The organism is Streptomyces sp. JW3 (assembly GCF_052216785.1).
GTDB lineage: Bacteria > Actinomycetota > Actinomycetes > Streptomycetales > Streptomycetaceae > Streptomyces.
This window is the reverse complement of sequence record NZ_JBQOUX010000053.1, coordinates 1-18,064: the sequence shown is the minus strand read 5'-3', so window position 1 is coordinate 18,064 and position 18,064 is coordinate 1. Positions and strand designations below refer to the sequence as shown.

The following is an 18,064-nucleotide window of genomic DNA, read 5'->3' as shown; positions in this document are numbered from 1 at the left end:
GAAGACCGCCCGGCCGCCCGGCCGCGTGCCGTCTTCCAGGTCCCCGGCCCCCGGACCCGTCCCTCGTCCTCAGCACCGACAAGACCGTGTCCCGGCGCCCTCGCCTCCGGCGGCCTGTCCCGCTTCCGGCATCCCGACACGGCTCTCACCCTGTACGACCGGTCCCGTGCCGCCGACAACACGGGGCCGGCCGACGCCCGTCCGGCCGGTTCGAGCCGGGTGCCCGCACGGGTCCCGGAGTGCCGGGGGCGTGCACCGCGTCGCCGAGATGCGCGACGCGCCGTGCGAACGGCCGCCGCCGGCATCCGGTGTCCCGCGCCCCGGCGGCGGCCCCTCGCACGCGGGAACCTTCCCCTCCAGCCGGGCCCCAAGCGTTCCCGGGGCCGCGGACCCGGCACGTCGCCGGGTCCGCAAGATGAGGGCTTCGTCCCCTAGCGCCGAGGAGCCGACCGCGTGCACGACTACCGGCGGATCGCCGACCGGATCGCCGCCGACATCCTCGCGGGCCGGCTAGGCGCCGGACAACGGCTGCCCCGCGGCGGACGTTCGCGCGCCGCCGCGGCATCGCCGCCTCGACGGCCGGCCGGGTCTACGCCGAACTCGTGCGGCGCGGGCTGGTGGTCGGCGAGGTGGGACGCGGCACGTCCGCGCCGCGCCGCTGCCCGCCAGGCCCTGGCCGAGCCCGCCACCGCCGCACCGGTCAACCTGGGCCTCCACCCGGAACGCCCCAGCCGCCCGCGCCGCCTCAGTCACCCGGTTCGCCGAGCCGCCCGAGCGTGCGGGGCTCGGTGAGCGCGGCCCGGCCGCCCGCGCCCAGCAGGCCCGTCGCCTCGAACGGCTCGGCGTCCGCGAGCCGGGGCAGCTCCCGCCGGGCGACCGCGGTGACGACCGGCGGCATGGCGGCGCGCACCAGCTGGGCCGCGCGCAGCCAGCCGGGGACGTACACGGTCGGGCGGCGCCGTTCGACCGCGTCGGCCAGCCGGCCGGCCACGTGGGCCACCGGGTAGACCTTGCGGGCGGGCGGCGGCATGTGGCCGCGCAGTTCGCGCAGCACCGGGTGCCGGTCCGCGTCGCGGATCATGTCGGTGTCGGTCCAGTTGAGGTAGGCGATGCCGACGCCCACCCGCCGGTGGGCCACCTCGGCCCGCAGCGACTGGGCGAACGACTCCACGCCGGCCTTGGAGGCGCAGTACGCGCTCATCAGGGGGGCCGCTCCGAGGGAGGCGAGCGAGGCCACCTGGAGGAAGTAGCCGCGGGTGCGGAACAGGTCGGGCAGGAAGGTCCGCGCGGTCACCGCGCTGCCGACCAGGTTCACCTCGACGACCCGGCGCCAGGTCGCGGGGTCGGACCCGGCGAACGGGCCGCCCTCGGCCACGCCCGCGTTGGCCACCAGTACGGACGGCGGTCCGAATCGCTGCCGGACCGCGGCGGCGGCCCGCGCCATCCCGGTGTCGTCGGTGACATCGGCCTCCCAGCACCAGGCCTCCCCCGGCAGCTCGTCCCGTATCCGGGTCAGCGCCGCCTCCTCCCGGCCCAGCAGGGCCAGCCGCATGCCGCGCCGGGACAGCTCGTGGGCCAGGGCCGCGCCCAGCCCGCGCGCCGCACCGGTCACCACGGCCGTCCGGCCGTCCAACGGGCTCACTCTCACCGGCATGCGACCACTCCTCGTCGACGGCGGGCCCACCGGGTACCTCGTCCGGACCCCGGTAGGCACTCGGTCAAGGTCAGGCAAACTGCACAGTCCGAACTGTACAGGTGCGGCTGTCTAAATCTACGGTGGAGGCATGAGCGACGAGACCGAGGCCCCGCCCACGGAGGACACCCGCGACACCCGCACGGACCGGGGGCCCGGCGGACCGAAGGGACGCTTCGACCGGGGGCTGATACCACCGATGGTGCTCGGCTCGGTGCTGAACCCGGTCAACTCCACGATCGTCGCCGTCGCCCTGGTCCCGATCGGCGCGGCCCTCGGCGCCCCGCCTTCGCAGACCGCCTGGCTGGTCTCCGCGCTCTACCTCGCCACCGCCCTGGGGCAGCCGGTGGTCGGCCGGCTCATCGACCTCTTCGGGCCCCGGCGGCTGTTCCTCATCAGCACCTCGCTGGTCGGCGTCGCCGGTCTGGCCGGCACCCTGGCCCCGAACCTCGGCGTGCTGATCGGCGCCCGGGTACTGCTCGGGTTCGGCACCTGCGCCGGTTATCCGTCCGCGATGGCGCTGCTGCGCAGCGAGGCCGACCGCACCGGCGTGGACAGCCCGGCCGGACTGCTCACCGTGCTGGCGGTGGCCAACCAGACCGTCGCCGTGATCGGCCCCTCGCTCGGCGGCCTGCTGATCGGGCTGGGCGGCTGGCGCGCCACCTTCGCCGTCAACATCCCGCTCTCGGTGGCCGCGGTGCTGCTCGGCGCGCTGAAGCTGCCGAAGCGGGGCGGTGTGCCGCGCGGCGGAGGCGGCAGGGTCACCGCCGACCTGGACCTGCCCGGCATGGCACTGTTCGCGGCGACGCTGGTGACACTGCTGCTCTTCCTGATGAACCCGCACCTGGACGCCTGGTACCTGCCGCTGGCCGGGGTGGTGGCGGGCGCCGCGTTCGCGGTGCGCGAGCTGCGCGCCGCCGTGCCCTTCATCGACCTGCGGGTGCTCGGCGGCAACCGGCCGCTGCTGGCGACCTACGCCCGCACCCTGGTGGCGTACGTCGTCTCCTACGCCTTCCTCTACGGCTTCACCCAGTGGGTCGAGGAGGGCCGCGGCCTGTCTCCGTCCCAGGCCGGTCTGGTGCAGTTGCCGCTGTTCCTGACCGGCCTCGCGGTGTCGGCGCTCACCGGCCGCCGGGCCGGGGTGCGCGGCAAGCTGCTGGTCGGGGCGGTCGGACAGCTCGTCGCCTGCGCGCTGCTGCTCACCCTCGGCGCGGGCAGCCCGGTGTGGCTGCTGCTGGCGGTCACGCTGATCTGCGGGGTGCCGCAGGGGCTCAACAACCTGGCGTTGCAGAACTCGGTGTACCACCAGTCCGACCCGGAGCGGACCGGGTCCTCCGCCGGGCTGCTGCGCACGTTCATGTACCTCGGCTCGATGGTCGCCTCGGCCGGCACCGCCGCCGCGTTCGGGTCGCACGCGAGCACCGGCGGGCTGCACCAGCTGGCCTGGCTGATGCTGGGCGCCGGCGCGCTGTTCCTGCTGCTGACCGTCTTCGACCGCGGCCTGCGCCGCGTCGGCGCCCGCCCGGCCGCCGGATAGCCGGCCGCGGCCGGTCATTCCTGGTAGTCGGGGTACCACGGCCGCGGATCGACGTCGCGGAAGTGGGCGCGGGTGAACATGTCCCGCAGGTCGTACGGCCGGGTGGCGTCGTAGATCATCTTGGCGGTGATGCCCTTGGTGCCCAGGTCCGGGTTGTACTGCGGGGTCTGGGAGGGGTCCAGGACGTGTCCGGCGACGCCGGGCAGGACGATCAGGTCCCGGTCGGCCTGGAAGCGGGTGGTCATGGCCCAGAGCACGTCCTCGGTGTCGAAGGGGTCGACGTCCTCGTCGACCAGGACGACGTGCTTGAGCTCGGTGTAGACGCCGAGGGCGAGGACGCCGACCTGGCGGGCCCGGCCGTCGTCGAAGGCGCTGGTCTTCTTGACCTGGATGATCTGGAGGAACTTGCCGCCGCCGGCGGAGTGGGCGTACGTCTGGAGCACGAAGTCCGGGTACTCGTCCTCGCACATCCGCAGCACGGCGGCCTCGGTGGGGATGCCCGCCAGCGACACGTGTTCCTCGCCCGGCCCGACCAGGGTCTGCACGATCGGGTTGCGCCGGGTGGTGACGGCCTTGACCTTGATGACCGGCAGGGCCGGGTTGGCGGGCCCGTCGTAGCCGGGGAACTCGGGCATGGCGTGTCCGGTGCGGGTGTTCTTGTCCTCGGCGACCCGGACCTCGGGCAGGATCTCGCCCTCGATCACGATCTCCGAGCGGGCGATCGCCTTCTGGTCGACGGTGAGGCAGTCGACCAGGGCCACACCCTCGCCGCGCAGCGCGCCGCCGATGGTCAGCTCGTCGAAGCCGAGCGGGGTGGTCGGGGCCTCGAAGGAGGTGCCGAGGTAGACGGCCGGGTCGAGGCCGATGTTGATGGAGACGGGCAGCGCGTTCCCCTTGGCCTCGGCCTTCTTGCGGAAGGCGTCGATGTGCCGGCCGGGCGCGAAGAAGATGGAGATCTCGTCCGCGCTCTGCACGCACAGGCGGTGGATGGTGACGTCGGTGTGCCCGGTGTCGGGGTCCGAGCCGAGGACCAGGGCCTCGCAGAAGTAGGGTCCCGCGTCCTGGTCGGTGTTGGTCGGGGCGGGCAGCAGGGTGCGCAGATCGAAGCCGTCCTGGTCGGCACGGTGCACGACCTCCTGGCAGGGGGCCTGGTCGGCGCCGACGAACACCGGCTCGATCGGGGCGCGCACCGCGTCGGTCATCCGCCGGGTCACCTCGCGCGGCGGACATTCCAGCAGGATGCCGACCCGGTCCCGGCTGGCCAGCAGTCCGACCAGGATGCGGGCGCCGTCGTAGCCCTTGATCTTCTCGAACAGCATCGCCGGGCCGGTCTTGGTGGGCCGCTCGACGGTGCCGCCCGCGCCGACGCGTTTGTAGACGCCCGCCAGTTCGCCGTACGGGTCGATGGGGTGGTCGGTGGTGTGCAGCTGGCCCGGGTGGTCCTCGAGGCGGGCCAGGGCCGAGCGCAGGTCGTTGACGGGGGCGGGCTGCTCGGGCATGGCGCGGCTCCGGGTCGGAAGGTGAACGGGGTGACTGGTCAGGGGGTTTCCGCACCCGTCGCGCCGCGGGCCGCGGCCAGCCCGGTCCAGCGGCCCGGGTGGTCGGTGACCAGGCCGAGCTGGTCCAGGACCCGTGTCACGAGGTGGTCGACGAGGTCGTCGATGCGGGCGGGCCGGTGGTAGAAGGCGGGCGTCGGCGGCAGCACCACCGCGCCCATCCGGGACAGCGCGAGCAGGTTCTCCAGGTGGATCTCGCTCAGCGGGGTCTCGCGCGGTACCAGGACCAGCCGGCGCCGCTCCTTGAGGGTCACGTCGGCGGCCCGGCCGATCAGCCCGTCGGCGTACCCGGTGCGGATGCCGGCGACGGTCTTCATGCTGCACGGCGCGACGACCATGCCGTCGGTCGGGTACGAGCCGGAGGAGATGGCGGCGGCCTGGTCGCCGGGGCCGTACACGACGTCGGCGAGCTTGGCGACCTCCCGGGCGCTGTAGGGGGTCTCCAGCTCGATGGTGGTGCGGGCCCAGCGGGACAGCACCAGATGGGTCTCCACCCCGTCGACGCCGCGCAGCGCCTCCAGCAGCCGGACCCCGATCGGCGCGCCGCTGGCCCCGGTCATGCCGACGACGAACCGCCTGGTCACGCGCCCGCCCCCGTCGCCGTACGGGTGGTGGCGCGGTCGGCGGCGGCCGGGCTGCCGCCCTCCCGCCAGGCGTAGTAGTCGGTCTGGTCCAGGCCGGCGAAGCCCAGCAGCCGGGCGGTGAACTCCTCGAACATCTCGCCCACCGTGCCCGGCAGGTTGTAGTACGTCGGGATCATGGGGTAGACGACCGCGCCGGCCTCGGTGGCCTGGGTCATGTTGCGCAGGTGGATGAGGTTGAAGGGGGTCTCGCGCACGCACAGGACGAGCGGGCGGCGCTCCTTCAGGCAGACGTCGGCGGCCCGTTCGATCAGCGAGGAGGACTGGCCCTGCGCGATCCGGCTGACGGTGCCGAGCGAGCACGGGACGACGATCATGCCCCAGCTCGGGTAGCTGCCCGAGGTGTGCGGCCCCTCCCAGCGGTCCGCGTCCCAGGCGGTCACCTTGCCGGAGGTCCGGCCCAGCAGCACCTGGGCCATGTCGCCGTCCTCGGCGCTGCCAAACTCGTGGGCGACCAGCTTGCGCCCGTTGGGCGAGACCAGCAGGTCCACGTGCGCGACGCGGTCGTCGCGCTCCAGCGCGGCCAGCACGTAGCGGGCCATGCGGGTGCCGCCGGCGCCGGTGACGGCCAGGGTGATGGTGCGCTGCTCTGCCATGACGGTCCGTTTCTTCCGGAAGTACAGGAAACACGCCGAAGGCGAGTATTCCGGAGGAAACGGACCTGGGCATTCCGGCGGGCTCAGGTGGCGCGGGCCACCCGGAGGGTCCGTGCAGCGGCGGTCACGTCGAACGCGGAGCCCGCGTTCGCAGCCGTCGGTGGAGGTGAAGGTCCGGGACTCGCCGCTGCCGACGTCGGTCGTCGTCGTGCCCCTTCCGCGTGACGCGGGGCACCCCTGGGGCCCGCCGGACGTTCTCACCTGCGGAAGGTCGGATGCCGGCCGCAGCGGGCCGGAGCGGAGAGGAAGATCCAGCGATGAACCACCAGAAGGTGCGCGATCTGATGAGCGAGGCCGTGGTCCGCGTCCAGCGCGGCACGCCGTTCAAGGAGATCGCCCACCTGCTTCAGGAGTACGACATCACCGCCGTGCCCGTGGTGGACGCGGACGACCGCCCGGTGGGGGTGGTGTCGGAGGCGGACCTCCTGGAGAAGATCTGGGGCGGCGACACCGCGTCGCCCGACGGGGCCAAGGCGTCGGCCACCGACGCGGCGGGGCTGATGACCTCGCCGCCGCTCTGCGCCCGGGAGGACTGGAGCGTGGTGGACGCGGCCCGGGTGATGGCCCGGCACGGCATCAAGCGGCTGCTGGTGGTGGACGCCGGCGAGCGGCTGATCGGGGTGGTCAGCCGCAGCGACCTGCTGCGGGTCTTCCTGCGGGGGGACCGCGAGATCCGCACCGAGATCATCGAGGAGGCGTTGGTGCAGACGCTCGGGCTGGCGCCCTCGGCCCTCCAGGTGGATGTGACGCACGGCCATGTGGTACTCACCGGCGCCCTCCCGGAGCAGGTTCCGGTCGGCGTGCTGGAGGACCTGTGCCGGCGGGTGGACGGGGTGGTCGCCGTGGAGTTCCGGGCGGCGGGCGACGCGGACGCCGAACCGACCCGCTGACATCCGCCGCCCGGTGTCCGGGCCAGCCGTCCGGACGCGCGCGGGATGCGGCCGGGCGGCGTGGGCAGTCGGATGGAGGCGTGCTGAGACCCATAGCCGTGGCGGACGGCCGCTTCCGCCTGCTCGCGTCGGGCAGTCTGCTCGCCGCACTGTCGATCCTGTCCCCTCCCGCCGCCGCCCCCGCGGCGGCCGATGACACCACCCCGGTCCGCGGTTCCGCCTACATGGGCATGGGCGTCCTGGCCCACGACGGCGTGCTGGGCAGCCCGGCCGGCACCCGCGCCGCCCAGACGGAGGGCGTGGACGTCTCCAGTCACCAGGGCGACGTCGCCTGGCCGACCCTGTGGAACAGCGGAGTCAAGTGGGCCTATGTGAAGGCCACCGAGGGCACCTCCTACCTCAACCCCAAGTACGGGCAGCAGTACGACGGTTCGTACGACGTCGGCATGGTCCGCGGCGCCTACCACTTCGGTACGCCGGACACCTCGAGCGGCACCGCGCAGGCCGACTACTTCGTCGACCACGGCGGGTCCTGGACGGCGGACGGACGGACGCTGCCGGGGGTGCTGGACATCGAGTGGAACCCGTACGGCGACTCCTGCTACGGCCGGACACCGGCCCAACTGGTGTCCTGGATCCGAGACTTCACCGAACGCTACGCGGCCCGCACCGGCCGGGCCGCGGTGATCTACACCTCCACCAGCTGGTGGAAGCAGTGCACCGGCAACGCCGACGGGTTCGGCGCCACCAACCCGCTGTGGATCGCGCGGTACGCCAGCACCCCGGGAACGCTCCCGGCCGGCTGGTCGCGGTACACCATGTGGCAGTACACCTCGACCGGGCCGACCGTCGGCGACCACGACCGGTTCAACGGGACGCCGGACCAGCTGACCGAGTTCGCCGGCGGCTGACCCGGCCTCAGCCCTGCGCGCTCGCCCCGGTCCGGCCGGCGCTCTCCGTCCAGTACGTGCCGTACTTGGCGGCGAGCGCCGTCGCCTCGTGGCGGGTCAGCAGGCGTACCGGCCGGTCCCCGAGCAGCAGGGACAGCGCGCAGACCTCCTCCACCTCGACCGCGGCCTCGGTGGCCGCGCGCAGCGAGGTGCCCGCGACGACCGGGCCGTGGTTCTGGAGCAGGGCGGCCCGGCACGGGAACGGCAGCCGCTCCAGGCCGGCCGCCTGGCCGGCGTCGCCGGGCGGGGCGTAGGGCAGCAGCGGTATCTGCCCCACCCGCATGACGAAGTAGGGGGTGAGCGGGGGCAGGGCGCTCAGCTCGGACCAGGCCGGGCGGCAGGAGGCCGCGGCGGCGTGCCGGGAGTGCAGGTGGACGACGGCCCGGGTCCCGCTCTCGCGCCGGTAGAAGGCGAGGTGCAGCGGGAACTCCTTGGACGGCCGGGGTCCTTCCAGGAGGCGTCCGTCGAGGTCGAGGACGGACAGCTGCGCCGGGTCCAGGGCCGCCAGGTCGGCGCCGGTGGGGGTGATGAGGACCCGGTCGCCGTCGCGGACGCTGATGTTGCCCGACGATCCGGGGCTCAGCCCGAGCCCCGCGAGGTGAGCCGCCGCGGCGGCGAGTTCCTGGCCGACGGCGGTCATACGAGCTGCTCCCAAGCCTCGGTGAAGATGGCGGTGTCCCCGAAGTTGCCGGACTTCAGGGCGAGGTCGACGGTGTGGGCGGTGCCGGCCGGACAGACCTCGGTGCGGGCCCAGGCGACGCCCGGGGCGATGGGCGCGCCGATGCCGAGGGTGCGGGCCTTCAGCGCGGTGACCACGGCGCCGGAGGTCTCGCCGCCGGCCACCAGCAGCCGGCGGGCGCCCGCTGCCACCAGGGTGACGGCGCAGGCGGCCAGGGCCCGTTCGACCAGCGCGGCGGGGGGTTCGGCGCCGGCCGGGGTGTCGGTCTCGATGTCGTCCGGGGTGGCGACGGCGTAGATCAGGGGCGGCCGGGCCGGGTCGGCGGCCCAGTGCTCCCGTACGAACGCGGTCAGTTCGGCGACGGCGGTGTCGAAGTCGGCGCGCAGCCGGTGCAGGTCGAGCCGGCGGTGCGGCAGGTGATCGAGGGCGTGGGCGACCTGGGCGCGGGTGGCGGCCGAGGCGCTGCCCGCGAGGACCACGCCCACGTCGCCGGGGCGGGAGGCGGGGCGGGCACGGGCCGCCCCCGGGTGCGGGCCGGTCAGTCCGACGGCGAGCCCGGCCGCGCCGGTGACCAGGCCGAACTCCTCGGTGGCGGCGGCGATGGCGGTCAGGTCGGTGTCGTCGACAGCGTCCAGGACGACGAGCGCGTCCGCGTGCACCGGCTCGGCCAGCGCGGCGCGCAGGGCAGCGGCGCCGGCCCGTACGGTGTCGAGGCCGACGCGGGTGACGGGGTGGGCGGTCTGCGGTGCCAGCAGCCGCTGGAGACGGGAGTCCCGCATCGGGGTGAGCGGGTGATGCCGCATGGGGCTCTCGTCGAGCAGGTCGTCGTGGACGAAGAGCCGACCCCGGTACACCGTGCGGCCGGTCGCCGGGAAGGACGGCACCACCACGGTGCGCCGCTCGCCGAGCGCCGCCAGCAGGGCATCGGTGACCGGCCCGATGTTGCCCTCGGGGGTGGAGTCGAAGGTGGAGCAGTACTTGAAGTAGAACCGCCGGCAGCCGATCGCGCGCAGTGCGTGCAGCGCCTTCAGGGAGTCGTCGACCGCCTCCGCGACGGGCGCGGTTCTCGACTTGAGGGCGACCACCACCGCGTCCGTCTGCGCGGCGTCGGCGAGGGCGGCGACCGCGTCCGCCCCGACCGCGACCACGGTCCGGAAACCCCGGGCCACCAGCATGGTGGCCAGGTCGGTGGCGCCGGTGAAGTCGTCTGCGATGGCCCCGAGGGTCGGCATCAAGCCTCCTGCGTTGGTGCGGGTCGGTGGCGCGGCCCGACGGCCACCTCGTGATGATCTGTGAAATTATGTTACCAGACTTTACGCAGGTGAGATCTGGTGATACACGTTGTTCATCGTTGCTTCCCAGGAGGGCACCATGAACCTGCATCACTTGTTCGCCGACACCGGCGGCCGGACGGTGCGCTACGCACTGAGCGGGGCCGGCGGCGGATTCGCCCGGACCCTCCTGGCCCAGACCCGCCGGCTGCCCGGCCTGGTCCCGGCCGTGCTGTGCGACCGCGACCTGCCCCGGCTGCGCGCCATGCTCGTCGAGCTGGGCTACGACGGGGAGCGGCTGGCCGACTGCGCCGGCGCCGGGGCGGTGGCGGACGCCGTGGCCGGCGGCGGGATCGCGCTGGTGGCCGATGCCGCGCTGCTCACCGCCGCGCCCTGGGACATCCTCGTGGAGGCGACCGGCTCCCCCGCGGCCGGCCTGGCGATGGCCGAGCGGGCGCTGAGGGGCGGCCGGCACGTGGCGATGGTCAGCAAGGAGGTCGACTCCGTGGCCGGCCTGTACCTGGCGGACCTCGCCGCCGAGCGCGGTCTCGTGTACACCACCGCCGACGGCGACCAGCCGGCCAACCTGATCGGCCTGGTCACCTGGGCCGAGCTGCTCGGCCTGGACGTCGTGGCGATCGGCAAGTCCACCGAGTACGACCTGGTGTACGACCCCGAGGCCGGTACGGTCACCCAGCTCGACACCACCGTGCCCGCCCCGGAGCTGTCCGCCCTGCTCGGTCTCGGCGACGACGTGCGCGCCACCCTGGCGGCGCGGGCCGCCGCGGTGGCCGCGCTGCCGACCGGTGCCACCGCCGACTACTGCGAGATGGCCGTGGTGGCCAACAACACCGGTTTCCGCCCGGACACCGAGCGGCTGCACTACCCGGTGGCCCGGATCGCCGAGCTGGCCGACGTGTACCGGCCGCGCGCGGCCGGCGGTGTACTGGACCGCACCGGCGCGGTCGACGTCTTCAGCGCGCTGCGGCTGCCCGGCGAGGCGTCCTTCGCGGGCGGCGTCTTCGTGGTGGTGCGCACCGACGACCCCGTGACCTGGGAGACGCTACGCGAGAAGGGCCATGTGCTCAGCGCCGACGGGCGGTACGCCGCGATCTACCTGCCGTACCACCTGATGGGCGTCGAGACGCCGGTCAGCCTGCTGTCGGCGGTGCTGCACCACCGTCCCTCGGGCGGCACCGACCCGCGCTCCTACGCGGTGCTGGCCGGGCGGGCCCGTACCGGACTGCCCGCCCAGGCCGCGCTGGCGATGGGCGGCCACCACCACGACGTCACCGGCGTCCAGGCCGTGCTGCTGCGCGGTGAGGAGGCCCCCGACGACGTGGCGCCGCTCTACCTCGCCGCCCACGCCACGCTCGCCCGGCCGGTGGCCGCCGGTGAGCTGATCCGGATCGCCGACCTCGCCGACCCGGACGCCGGGCTGCTGCGGGCCTGGCGGGCCGGCCGCGCCGCGCGCGGCTGCCCCGACCGCACCGAAGGGACCACCGCGTCGTGAGCACCGACCTCCAGCACCTCCTTCTCGGGGTCGGCTCCGTCGTCGTCCTCGTCCTGCTGATCACCAAGGCCAAGCTGCACCCGTTCCTGGCGCTCGGCCTGGCCGCCCTCGGCCTCGGGGTCGCGGCGGGCATCGCCCCGGCCCGCGCGGTGGAGGCGTTCCAGGGCGGGTTCGGCGACGCCCTGTCCAGCAGCGGTCCCACCATCGGTCTGGGCACCCTGCTCGGCGGCATCCTGCTCGGCTCCGGCGGCGCCGACCGGATCGCCACCGTGTTCATCGGGTCCCGGCCGGTGCGGTGGATCCCGGCCGCCATCACCGCCGCGGCGCTGCTGATCGGCATGCCGCACCTGTTCGACGTCAGCTTCGTGATGCTGGTGCCGCTGGTGTACACCGTGGCCAAGCGCAGCAACACCCATCTGCTGTGGGTGGGACTGCCGATGGCGGCCGGGCTGTACGTCTCGCACGGCCTGCTGCCGCCGCACCCCTCCCCCACCCTGGCCGTCACCGCCTACGGCGCCAACACCGGCCTGACCATCCTGTGGGGGCTGTGCATCGGCATCCCGATGGCCGTCATCACCGGTCCGGTACTGACCCGGTTCATCAGCCGCTGGTTCGGTCCCGCGCCCGACCTGGACAAGGGTCCGGTGCAGTCGGCCGCCATCGAGCCCGAGCACCGCCGCAAGCCGGCCTCGTTCGCGCTGTCGATGATCACCGTGCTGATCCCGCCGGGCCTGATGCTGATCGGCACGCTCGGTACCGCGAACACCGCCGAGGGCACGCTGCCGTACCAGTTCTTCGACGCCTGCAACAACTCGGTGCTGTCGCTGCTGGCGGCTGTGGTCTTCGCCTTCTTCGCCCTCGGGGTGCGCTCCGGCTTCGGGCTCGGCCAGCTCCAGAAGATGGCGGCCAAGGGTCTCGGGCCGGTCGGCGCGATCATCCTGATCCTGGGCGCCGGCGGCGGCTTCAAGGCGATGCTCACCGAGACCGGCATCGATCAGCTGATCTCCGACTACGCCGTGGACTGGTCGATATCGCCGCTGCTGCTCGGCTGGCTGGTCGCCGCGCTGCTGCGGATCTGCCTGGGCTCGGCCACTGTGGCCACCGCCGCGGCCACCGCCATCGTCGCGCCGCTGCTGGCCGCCTCCCCGGGCACCTCGCCGGAGCTGATGGTGCTGGCCACCGCCTCCGGCGCGGTGATGCTCTCGCACGTCAACGACTCCGGGTTCTGGCTGTTCAAGGAGTACTTCCAGCTGTCGGTGGCGCAGACGTTCCGCACCTGGACGCTGATGCTGTCGCTCCAGTCACTGCTCAGCCTGGGCGGCGTGCTGCTGCTCAGCACGGTCGTGCACGGCTGACCCGGGATGATCATCGGCTAACGTCAGCACGGTGGACGGAAGGACGGAACACATGGCCCCGGACGACGAGCGCCCGCCGCTCATCCCCGACCAGCGCCGCGAACAGCTGCTGAAGCACCTGCGGCGCGACGGGGTGCTCAGCGTGCAGCAGATCACCCGGCTGCTCGGCGTCTCGCACATGACGGTGCGGCGCGACATCGCCGAGCTGGAGAAGAAGGGCATGGTGTTCTCCGTGCCCGGCGGGGTGCGGATCGCCGGCGCCATCCACAGTGAGCCCGGCTTCCTCGACAAGTCGCAGGTGGAGCAGCCGCAGAAGCGGGCGATGGCGGCCGAGGCGGCCCGGCTGGTGCGGGACGGGATGACGGTCTACCTGGACGCCGGCACCACCCTGCTGGCGATGGTGCCGGTGCTCGCCCAGCGGCAGGACCTGACGGTGGTCACCAACGACTTCACCACCATCGGCCGGCTGATGGACACCCCGCACCTGGACCTGGTGCACGTCGGCGGCCGCGTCGACGTCTCCAACCGGTCCAGTGTCGGCCGGCTGGCCGCCGACACGCTGCGCCAACTCGCCCTGGACGTCGCGTTCATCAGCACCAGCTCCTGGGACCTGCTGCGCGGCATCACCACGCCGTCCGAGGCCAAGGTGGAGGTCAAGCAGGCGGCGATGGCCTGCGCCGCCCACTCGGTGCTGGTGGCCGGCTCCTCGAAGTACGGGACCTTCGGCCGGTACCGGGTGGCGCCGCTGACCGCGTTCGACACCATCGTCACCGACGCCGAGCTGACCGACGCGGCGGCCGAGGGGATCCGCGGCGGCGGCTCGTCGCTGGTGCTCGCACTGTCCTGACCCCGCCGCGACACGGCTGTTTTCGGCCAACGACCGCCCGGACCCGAACAGCTGTCCAAGACCCCCTGTCCTGTCCGGGAGTTGATCAATAGCCTTGGGGCGTACGCCCGTTACCGCCCCCAGGGAGCCCCATGTCCACGGCTCAGCAGGTCCCCGACATCCTCTCACCAGAGTTCGCGGCGGACCCCTACCCCGCCTACCGCGTGATGCGCGAGAGCGCGCCCCTCGTCTGGCACGAGGCCACGCAGAGCTACATCGTCTCCCGCTACGAGGACGTCGAGCGCGTCTTCAAGGACAAGGCCGGCCAGTTCACCACCGACAACTACGACTGGCAGCTGGAGCCGGTGCACGGCAAGACCATCCTCCAGCTCAGCGGCCGGGAACACGCCGTCCGGCGGGCCCTGGTGGCACCGGCCTTCCGGGGCGGCGACCTCAAGGACAAGTTCCTGCCGGTCATCGAGCGCAACTCGCGCGAACTCATCGACGGCTTCCGGCACACCGGCGCCGCCGACCTGGTCAGCGACTACGCCACCCGCTTCCCGGTCAACGTGATCGCCGACATGCTCGGCCTGGACAAGGCCGACCACGCCCAGTTCCACCGCTGGTACACCGCGGTCATCGCCTTCCTCGGCAATCTGTCCGGCGACCAGGAGGTGGCCGCGGCCGGCGAGCGCACCCGCGCCGAGTTCGCCGAGTACATGCTGCCGATCATCCGGCAGCGCCGTGACAACCTGGGCGACGACCTGCTGTCCACGCTGTGCGCCGCCGAGGTGGACGGGGTGCGGATGAGCGACGAGGACATCAAGGCGTTCTGCTCGCTGCTGCTCGCGGCCGGCGGGGAGACCACCGACAAGGCGATAGCCAGCATCTTCGTCAACCTGCTGGTCAACCCCGAGCAGCTCGCGGCGGTCCGCGCGGACCGCTCGCTGATCGCGCGGGCCTTCGCCGAGACGCTGCGCTTCACGCCCCCGGTCCAGATGATCATGCGGCAGACGGCCACCGAGGTGGAGCTGACCGGCGGCACCGTCCCGGCGGGCGCCACCGTCACCTGCCTGATCGGCGCGGCCAACCGGGACGGCTCCCGCTACCGGGACCCGGACCGCTTCGACCTCTTCCGCGACGACCTGACCACCACCACCGCGTTCTCCGCCGCCGCCGACCACCTCGCCTTCGCGCTGGGCCGGCACTTCTGCGTCGGCGCCCTGCTGGCCAAGGCCGAGGTGGAGACCGGCGTCAACCAGCTGCTGGACGCCATGCCCGACGTACGGCTCGCCGACGGCTACGACCCGGTCGAGCAGGGCGTGTTCACCCGGGGCCCGCAGTCGGTCCCGGTGCGGTTCACCCCGGCCGCCGCCGGCTGAGGACCCTACGGGGGCTACTGCACGACCGGCGTGAACCGCACCGGAAGGGCCGTCAGCCCCCGCATCCAGATCGAGTCCCGCCAGGTCAGCTCCTCCGGCTCGACCGCGAGGACCAGGTCCGGCAGCCGTTCAAGGAGCGTCTCCACCGCCGTCCGTGCCATGACGTCCGCGAGCAGCGGCGCCGGGTAGGGGCAGCGGTGCTCGCCGTTGCTGAACGACAGATGCGCGGAGTTCTCGGCGCCGACGTGCGACTCGGGCCAGATCTGCGGATCGGTGTTGGCGGCGGCGATGCCCAGCACCACGCAGTCGCCGGCCCGGATCAGCCGCCCGCCGAGCTGGGTGTCGCGCACCGCCCAGCGGCCGATGAAGTTCTGTGTCGGCGTGTCCAGCCACAGCACCTCGTTGAGCGCCTCGCCGACGCTGAGCCGGCCGCCGGAGACGTTGAGGGCGAACCGCTCGTCGGTGAGCAGCAGCCGCAGCGTGTTGCAGATCCAGTTGGCCGTGGGCTGCTGGGCGGCGGCGATGATGGAGATCAGGTCCTGGACGATCTCCTCGTCGCTCAGCCCGGCCGGGTGCAGCAGCATCCGGGAGGTGACGTCCGGGCCGGGCCGCTCCCGCTTCTCCTTCACCAGCTGCGCGATCCGCTCGCCCACCCGCCCGTAGGCGGCCACCGGGTCGTCGCCCTCGGCCGCGTCCAGCGAGATCCGCAGATCGTCCACGAGCTGCTGGGTGTCGGTGCCGGTGTGCGGCATGCCGCACATCTGGACCACCGCGCGCATCGGCAGGGCGTGCGCGTAGGAACTCATCAGCTCGGCGTCGCCGCTGCCCGCGAAGGCGGCGATGAGGCCGTCGGCGATCTGCCGGCACTCCCGGGCCAGTTCGAACTGGTCGACGCCCTCCAGTGCCTCGGTGATGACCCCGGCCCGCCGCTGGTGCTCCTCGCCCTCGGTGAACAGCACGGAGGGCTGGTAGCCGACGAACGGCATCAGCGGCCAGTCCGGCGGGATGTTGGGCCACTGGTTCCAGCGTCGGCAGTCCCGCGCGAACAGCTCGTCGTGGCCGGTCACATAGCTCAGCTCGGAGTAGCCGAGGACCAGCCAGGCGGGGATGTCCCCGTCCAGCAGCACCGGTGCCACCGCGCCGTGCTCCCGGCGCAGCGACCGGTACAGCTGCGACGGCGTCTGCTGGTACTCCAGACCCGACATGCGCAGCGCGCCGCCGTGGGCGTGGGCGGGGCAGCCCGGCGGCGGCCCCTCGGGGGTGGCGGATCCGGTCTCGGTCACGGTGTCGTCTCCCGGGCCATGGCGAGGTCGTACAGGTGGTCCACGAGGGTGATCAGCACGTCTTTGCCGGACCGTCTGACCCGGGCGTCGCACTCGATCAGCGGTACGTGCGCCGGCAGCGCGAGTGCCTGGCGGATCTCCTCCAGGGAGTGTCCGCAGGCGGCGTCGTCAAAGCGGTTGACGGCCACCACGAACGGCATCTTGTGGTGTTCCAGCCGGTCGATGGCGTACCAGGAGTCGTTCATCCGGCGGGTGTCGACCAGCACCACCGCGCCGAGGGTGCCGGAGAACAGCCGGTCCCACAGGAACCAGAAGCGCTCCTGGCCGGGCGCGCCGAACAAGTAGAGCACCATGCGCTCGTTGAGGCTGATCCGGCCGAAGTCGAAGGCGACCGTGGTGGTGGTCTTGCCGGCCACGCCGCTGGTCTCGTCGACGCCGACGCCGGCCTGGGTCATCACCTCCTCGGTGTTGAGGGGGCGGATCTCGCTGACCGAGCGGACCAGGGTGGTCTTGCCGACCCCGAACCCGCCCACGATCACTATCTTCAGGCCGGTCTCCGCCGCGTCGGCCAGGGGCGTACGGCCGGCGGGCAGGTCAGAGGTTACGGAGCCCATGGAGCACCTCCTTGAGAAGGGCGGAGTCGGGGAGCGAGGCGACGGACTCGGCCGCGCGCGGGTGCCGGGCGGTGATCCGGCCCATGGCGAGGAGGTCGCCGAGCAGGATGCGCACCACCGTGATCGGCAGCCTCAGTTCCGCGGCGATCTCGACCACGGCGGTCGGGTGCCGGCACATCTGAAGGATGCGGACGTGCTCCGACTGCATCCCGGGCGACGCCTCGCTCTCCCGGACCACCAGGGTGACCAGGTCGAAGTCGTCGTCGGCGCGGCTGCGGCCGCCGGTGACCGTGTAGAGCCGGTCGGGGTCGCCGGTGTCCACGGGCTTGCGGGGCGTCACGAGACGGCACCCCCTGGCAGCGGCTGGCGGGGCTCGGCCCGCAGGTGCTCGCCGATCTGCTCGACCAGTTCGGTCATCTGATGGCCGACCACACCGGGGTCGGCGTTCTCCTCGGCGACGACCGCGAGGTGGGCGCCCTCGCCGGCCTCGACGATGAAAAGCAGGCCGCCGTGGAACTCGGTCATGGAGTGGCGCACTCCCCCGGTGCCGTCGCCGAACTCGACGGAGGCACCCTGGGCGAGCGCCTGGATGCCCGAGCAGATCGCCGCCAGCTGGTCCGCGCGGTCCAGGGAGAGGTGGTCGGACCAGCACAGCTTCAGCCCGTCCCGGGACAGGACGAGGGCGTGCCGGGTGCCCGGGGTGCGCTCCAGAAGGTTCTGCAGAAGCCAGGTGAGGCTGTTGTCGGTGGTCTGCATGGTGGTGATGGGACGGTGGGTGCCCGGCTGACCGGTCACCGGCCCGTTCCTCCAATCTCACGTACTCAAACTCAAGCGGGGGGTAAAGGGAGCCGGGGCTTGGAGGCGCTAGGGGGCGGCGGGCGGGCCGGGCTCCGGGTGGCCGGCCGGGCCGGCACTGTCCCGGCCCGAGCGGCGGGCCCGGTGGAAGGCCCCGAAGCGGGAGCCGGCGTCGCGTACGGCCGGGCGCTCCAGGCCGGCGGTGCCGTCCTCGGCGCGGTCCTCGCCGCGGCGCTGCTCCCGCTCGCGTTCGGCCTCGGCCATGGTGCGGCCGGGGGTGCGCACGGGCAGACCGTTCGGCGTGTCATCGGGTGCCTCGGCGGGTCCGGGGAGGCCGACGGCGGAGGTGAAGGGGTCGGTGGGCGCGACCGGGGCCGGGGCGGCGGGCGCGGGCGGCGCCACGGCGGCGGCCGGGGCCGGCGC

At 73.3% G+C, this 18,064-nt stretch carries 17 protein-coding genes and 2 pseudogenes; 8 read left to right on the top strand and 11 right to left on the bottom strand.

Annotated features, from left to right (window positions below; translation table 11 throughout):
• Nucleotides 1-453: 453 nt before the first annotated feature.
• A pseudogene (locus ACTT8P_RS21660) lies at nucleotides 454-750 on the top strand (GntR family transcriptional regulator); the annotation flags it as partial.
• Here ACTT8P_RS21660 and ACTT8P_RS21655 read toward each other — a convergent pair.
• Nucleotides 746-1,654 carry an SDR family oxidoreductase gene (locus ACTT8P_RS21655; protein WP_442833347.1) on the bottom strand — a complete coding sequence of 303 codons (909 nt, stop codon included), beginning with the start codon at nucleotides 1,652-1,654 and terminating at the stop codon, nucleotides 746-748. The pseudogene ACTT8P_RS21660 and the gene ACTT8P_RS21655 sit on opposite strands and share 5 nt — an antisense overlap.
• Nucleotides 1,655-1,892: 238 nt before the next feature.
• On the opposite strand from ACTT8P_RS21655, the gene ACTT8P_RS21650 reads away from it, so the two are divergent.
• Nucleotides 1,893-3,230, top strand: a complete 1,338-nt coding sequence (locus tag ACTT8P_RS21650) for an MFS transporter (protein ID WP_442833380.1) — start codon at nucleotides 1,893-1,895, stop codon at nucleotides 3,228-3,230.
• Between the two features lie 14 nt (nucleotides 3,231-3,244).
• On the opposite strand, the gene ACTT8P_RS21645 is transcribed toward ACTT8P_RS21650, so the two are convergent.
• Genes ACTT8P_RS21645 through ACTT8P_RS21635 form a run of 3 tightly spaced genes read right to left on the bottom strand, consistent with a single transcriptional unit; the run spans nucleotide 3,245 to nucleotide 6,023 of the window.
• Complete coding sequence (locus ACTT8P_RS21645; RefSeq protein ID WP_442833346.1) at nucleotides 3,245-4,729, bottom strand: UbiD family decarboxylase; 1,485 nt, start codon at nucleotides 4,727-4,729, stop codon at nucleotides 3,245-3,247.
• Nucleotides 4,730-4,767: 38 nt separating this feature from the next.
• Nucleotides 4,768-5,370 (bottom strand): UbiX family flavin prenyltransferase, encoded by a 603-nt coding sequence (locus ACTT8P_RS21640; protein WP_442833345.1) that lies wholly within the window; start codon nucleotides 5,368-5,370, stop codon nucleotides 4,768-4,770.
• Nucleotides 5,367-6,023, bottom strand: coding sequence for a UbiX family flavin prenyltransferase (locus tag ACTT8P_RS21635; RefSeq protein ID WP_442833344.1), 657 nt, complete (start codon nucleotides 6,021-6,023; stop codon nucleotides 5,367-5,369). Before ACTT8P_RS21635 ends, ACTT8P_RS21640 begins: the two co-directional genes overlap by 4 nt.
• A gap of 317 nt (nucleotides 6,024-6,340) precedes the next feature.
• Between ACTT8P_RS21635 and ACTT8P_RS21630 the strand changes: the two genes are divergently transcribed.
• Both ACTT8P_RS21630 and ACTT8P_RS21625 read left to right on the top strand, forming a co-directional pair.
• A complete protein-coding gene (locus ACTT8P_RS21630) occupies nucleotides 6,341-6,973 on the top strand; it encodes a CBS domain-containing protein (RefSeq protein WP_442833343.1) in 633 nt (210 codons plus the stop codon).
• An 80-nt stretch (nucleotides 6,974-7,053) separates the two neighbouring features.
• Complete coding sequence (locus tag ACTT8P_RS21625; RefSeq protein WP_442833342.1) at nucleotides 7,054-7,884, top strand: lysozyme; 831 nt, start codon at nucleotides 7,054-7,056, stop codon at nucleotides 7,882-7,884.
• A gap of 7 nt (nucleotides 7,885-7,891) precedes the next feature.
• On the opposite strand, the gene ACTT8P_RS21620 is transcribed toward ACTT8P_RS21625, so the two are convergent.
• Complete coding sequence (locus ACTT8P_RS21620; RefSeq protein ID WP_442833341.1) at nucleotides 7,892-8,563, bottom strand: class II aldolase/adducin family protein; 672 nt, start codon at nucleotides 8,561-8,563, stop codon at nucleotides 7,892-7,894.
• Entirely contained in the window at nucleotides 8,560-9,834 is a 1,275-nt protein-coding gene (gene otnK / locus ACTT8P_RS21615; protein ID WP_442833340.1) for a 3-oxo-tetronate kinase, read from the bottom strand. The genes ACTT8P_RS21620 and otnK overlap by 4 nt, the downstream gene beginning before the upstream one ends.
• 139 nt (nucleotides 9,835-9,973) lie before the next feature.
• Here otnK and ACTT8P_RS21610 point away from each other — a divergent pair, with 139 nt between their 5' ends.
• The 4 genes from ACTT8P_RS21610 (at nucleotide 9,974) to ACTT8P_RS21595 (ending at nucleotide 14,949) form a co-directional block, all read left to right on the top strand.
• The gene (locus ACTT8P_RS21610) at nucleotides 9,974-11,386 is read left to right on the top strand and encodes a homoserine dehydrogenase (RefSeq protein ID WP_442833339.1); all 1,413 of its coding nucleotides are present in this window, start codon (nucleotides 9,974-9,976) and stop codon (nucleotides 11,384-11,386) included.
• Nucleotides 11,383-12,741 (top strand): GntT/GntP/DsdX family permease, encoded by a 1,359-nt coding sequence (locus ACTT8P_RS21605; RefSeq protein WP_442833338.1) that lies wholly within the window; start codon nucleotides 11,383-11,385, stop codon nucleotides 12,739-12,741. The genes ACTT8P_RS21610 and ACTT8P_RS21605 overlap by 4 nt, the downstream gene beginning before the upstream one ends.
• A gap of 52 nt (nucleotides 12,742-12,793) precedes the next feature.
• Nucleotides 12,794-13,588, top strand: a complete 795-nt coding sequence (locus tag ACTT8P_RS21600; RefSeq protein ID WP_442833337.1) for a DeoR/GlpR family DNA-binding transcription regulator — start codon at nucleotides 12,794-12,796, stop codon at nucleotides 13,586-13,588.
• Between the two features lie 131 nt (nucleotides 13,589-13,719).
• Nucleotides 13,720-14,949 carry a cytochrome P450 gene (locus tag ACTT8P_RS21595; protein ID WP_442833336.1) on the top strand — a complete coding sequence of 410 codons (1,230 nt, stop codon included), beginning with the start codon at nucleotides 13,720-13,722 and terminating at the stop codon, nucleotides 14,947-14,949.
• A gap of 14 nt (nucleotides 14,950-14,963) precedes the next feature.
• Here the strand turns inward: ACTT8P_RS21595 and ACTT8P_RS21590 are convergent, their stop codons facing one another.
• The 5 genes and pseudogenes from ACTT8P_RS21590 to ACTT8P_RS21570 form a co-directional block, all read right to left on the bottom strand.
• Nucleotides 14,964-16,232: a cytochrome P450 gene (locus ACTT8P_RS21590; RefSeq protein ID WP_361173618.1), complete on the bottom strand. Its 1,269-nt coding sequence runs from the start codon at nucleotides 16,230-16,232 to the stop codon at nucleotides 14,964-14,966.
• Entirely contained in the window at nucleotides 16,229-16,846 is a 618-nt protein-coding gene (locus tag ACTT8P_RS21585) for a GTP-binding protein (protein WP_361173621.1), read from the bottom strand. Before ACTT8P_RS21585 ends, ACTT8P_RS21590 begins: the two co-directional genes overlap by 4 nt.
• A complete protein-coding gene (locus ACTT8P_RS21580; protein ID WP_442833335.1) occupies nucleotides 16,827-17,186 on the bottom strand; it encodes a DUF742 domain-containing protein in 360 nt (119 codons plus the stop codon). Before ACTT8P_RS21580 ends, ACTT8P_RS21585 begins: the two co-directional genes overlap by 20 nt.
• Nucleotides 17,183-17,602, bottom strand: coding sequence for a roadblock/LC7 domain-containing protein (locus ACTT8P_RS21575; RefSeq protein WP_442833379.1), 420 nt, complete (start codon nucleotides 17,600-17,602; stop codon nucleotides 17,183-17,185). Before ACTT8P_RS21575 ends, ACTT8P_RS21580 begins: the two co-directional genes overlap by 4 nt.
• A gap of 108 nt (nucleotides 17,603-17,710) precedes the next feature.
• Nucleotides 17,711-18,064, bottom strand: a pseudogene (locus ACTT8P_RS21570) (ATP-binding protein); the annotation flags it as partial.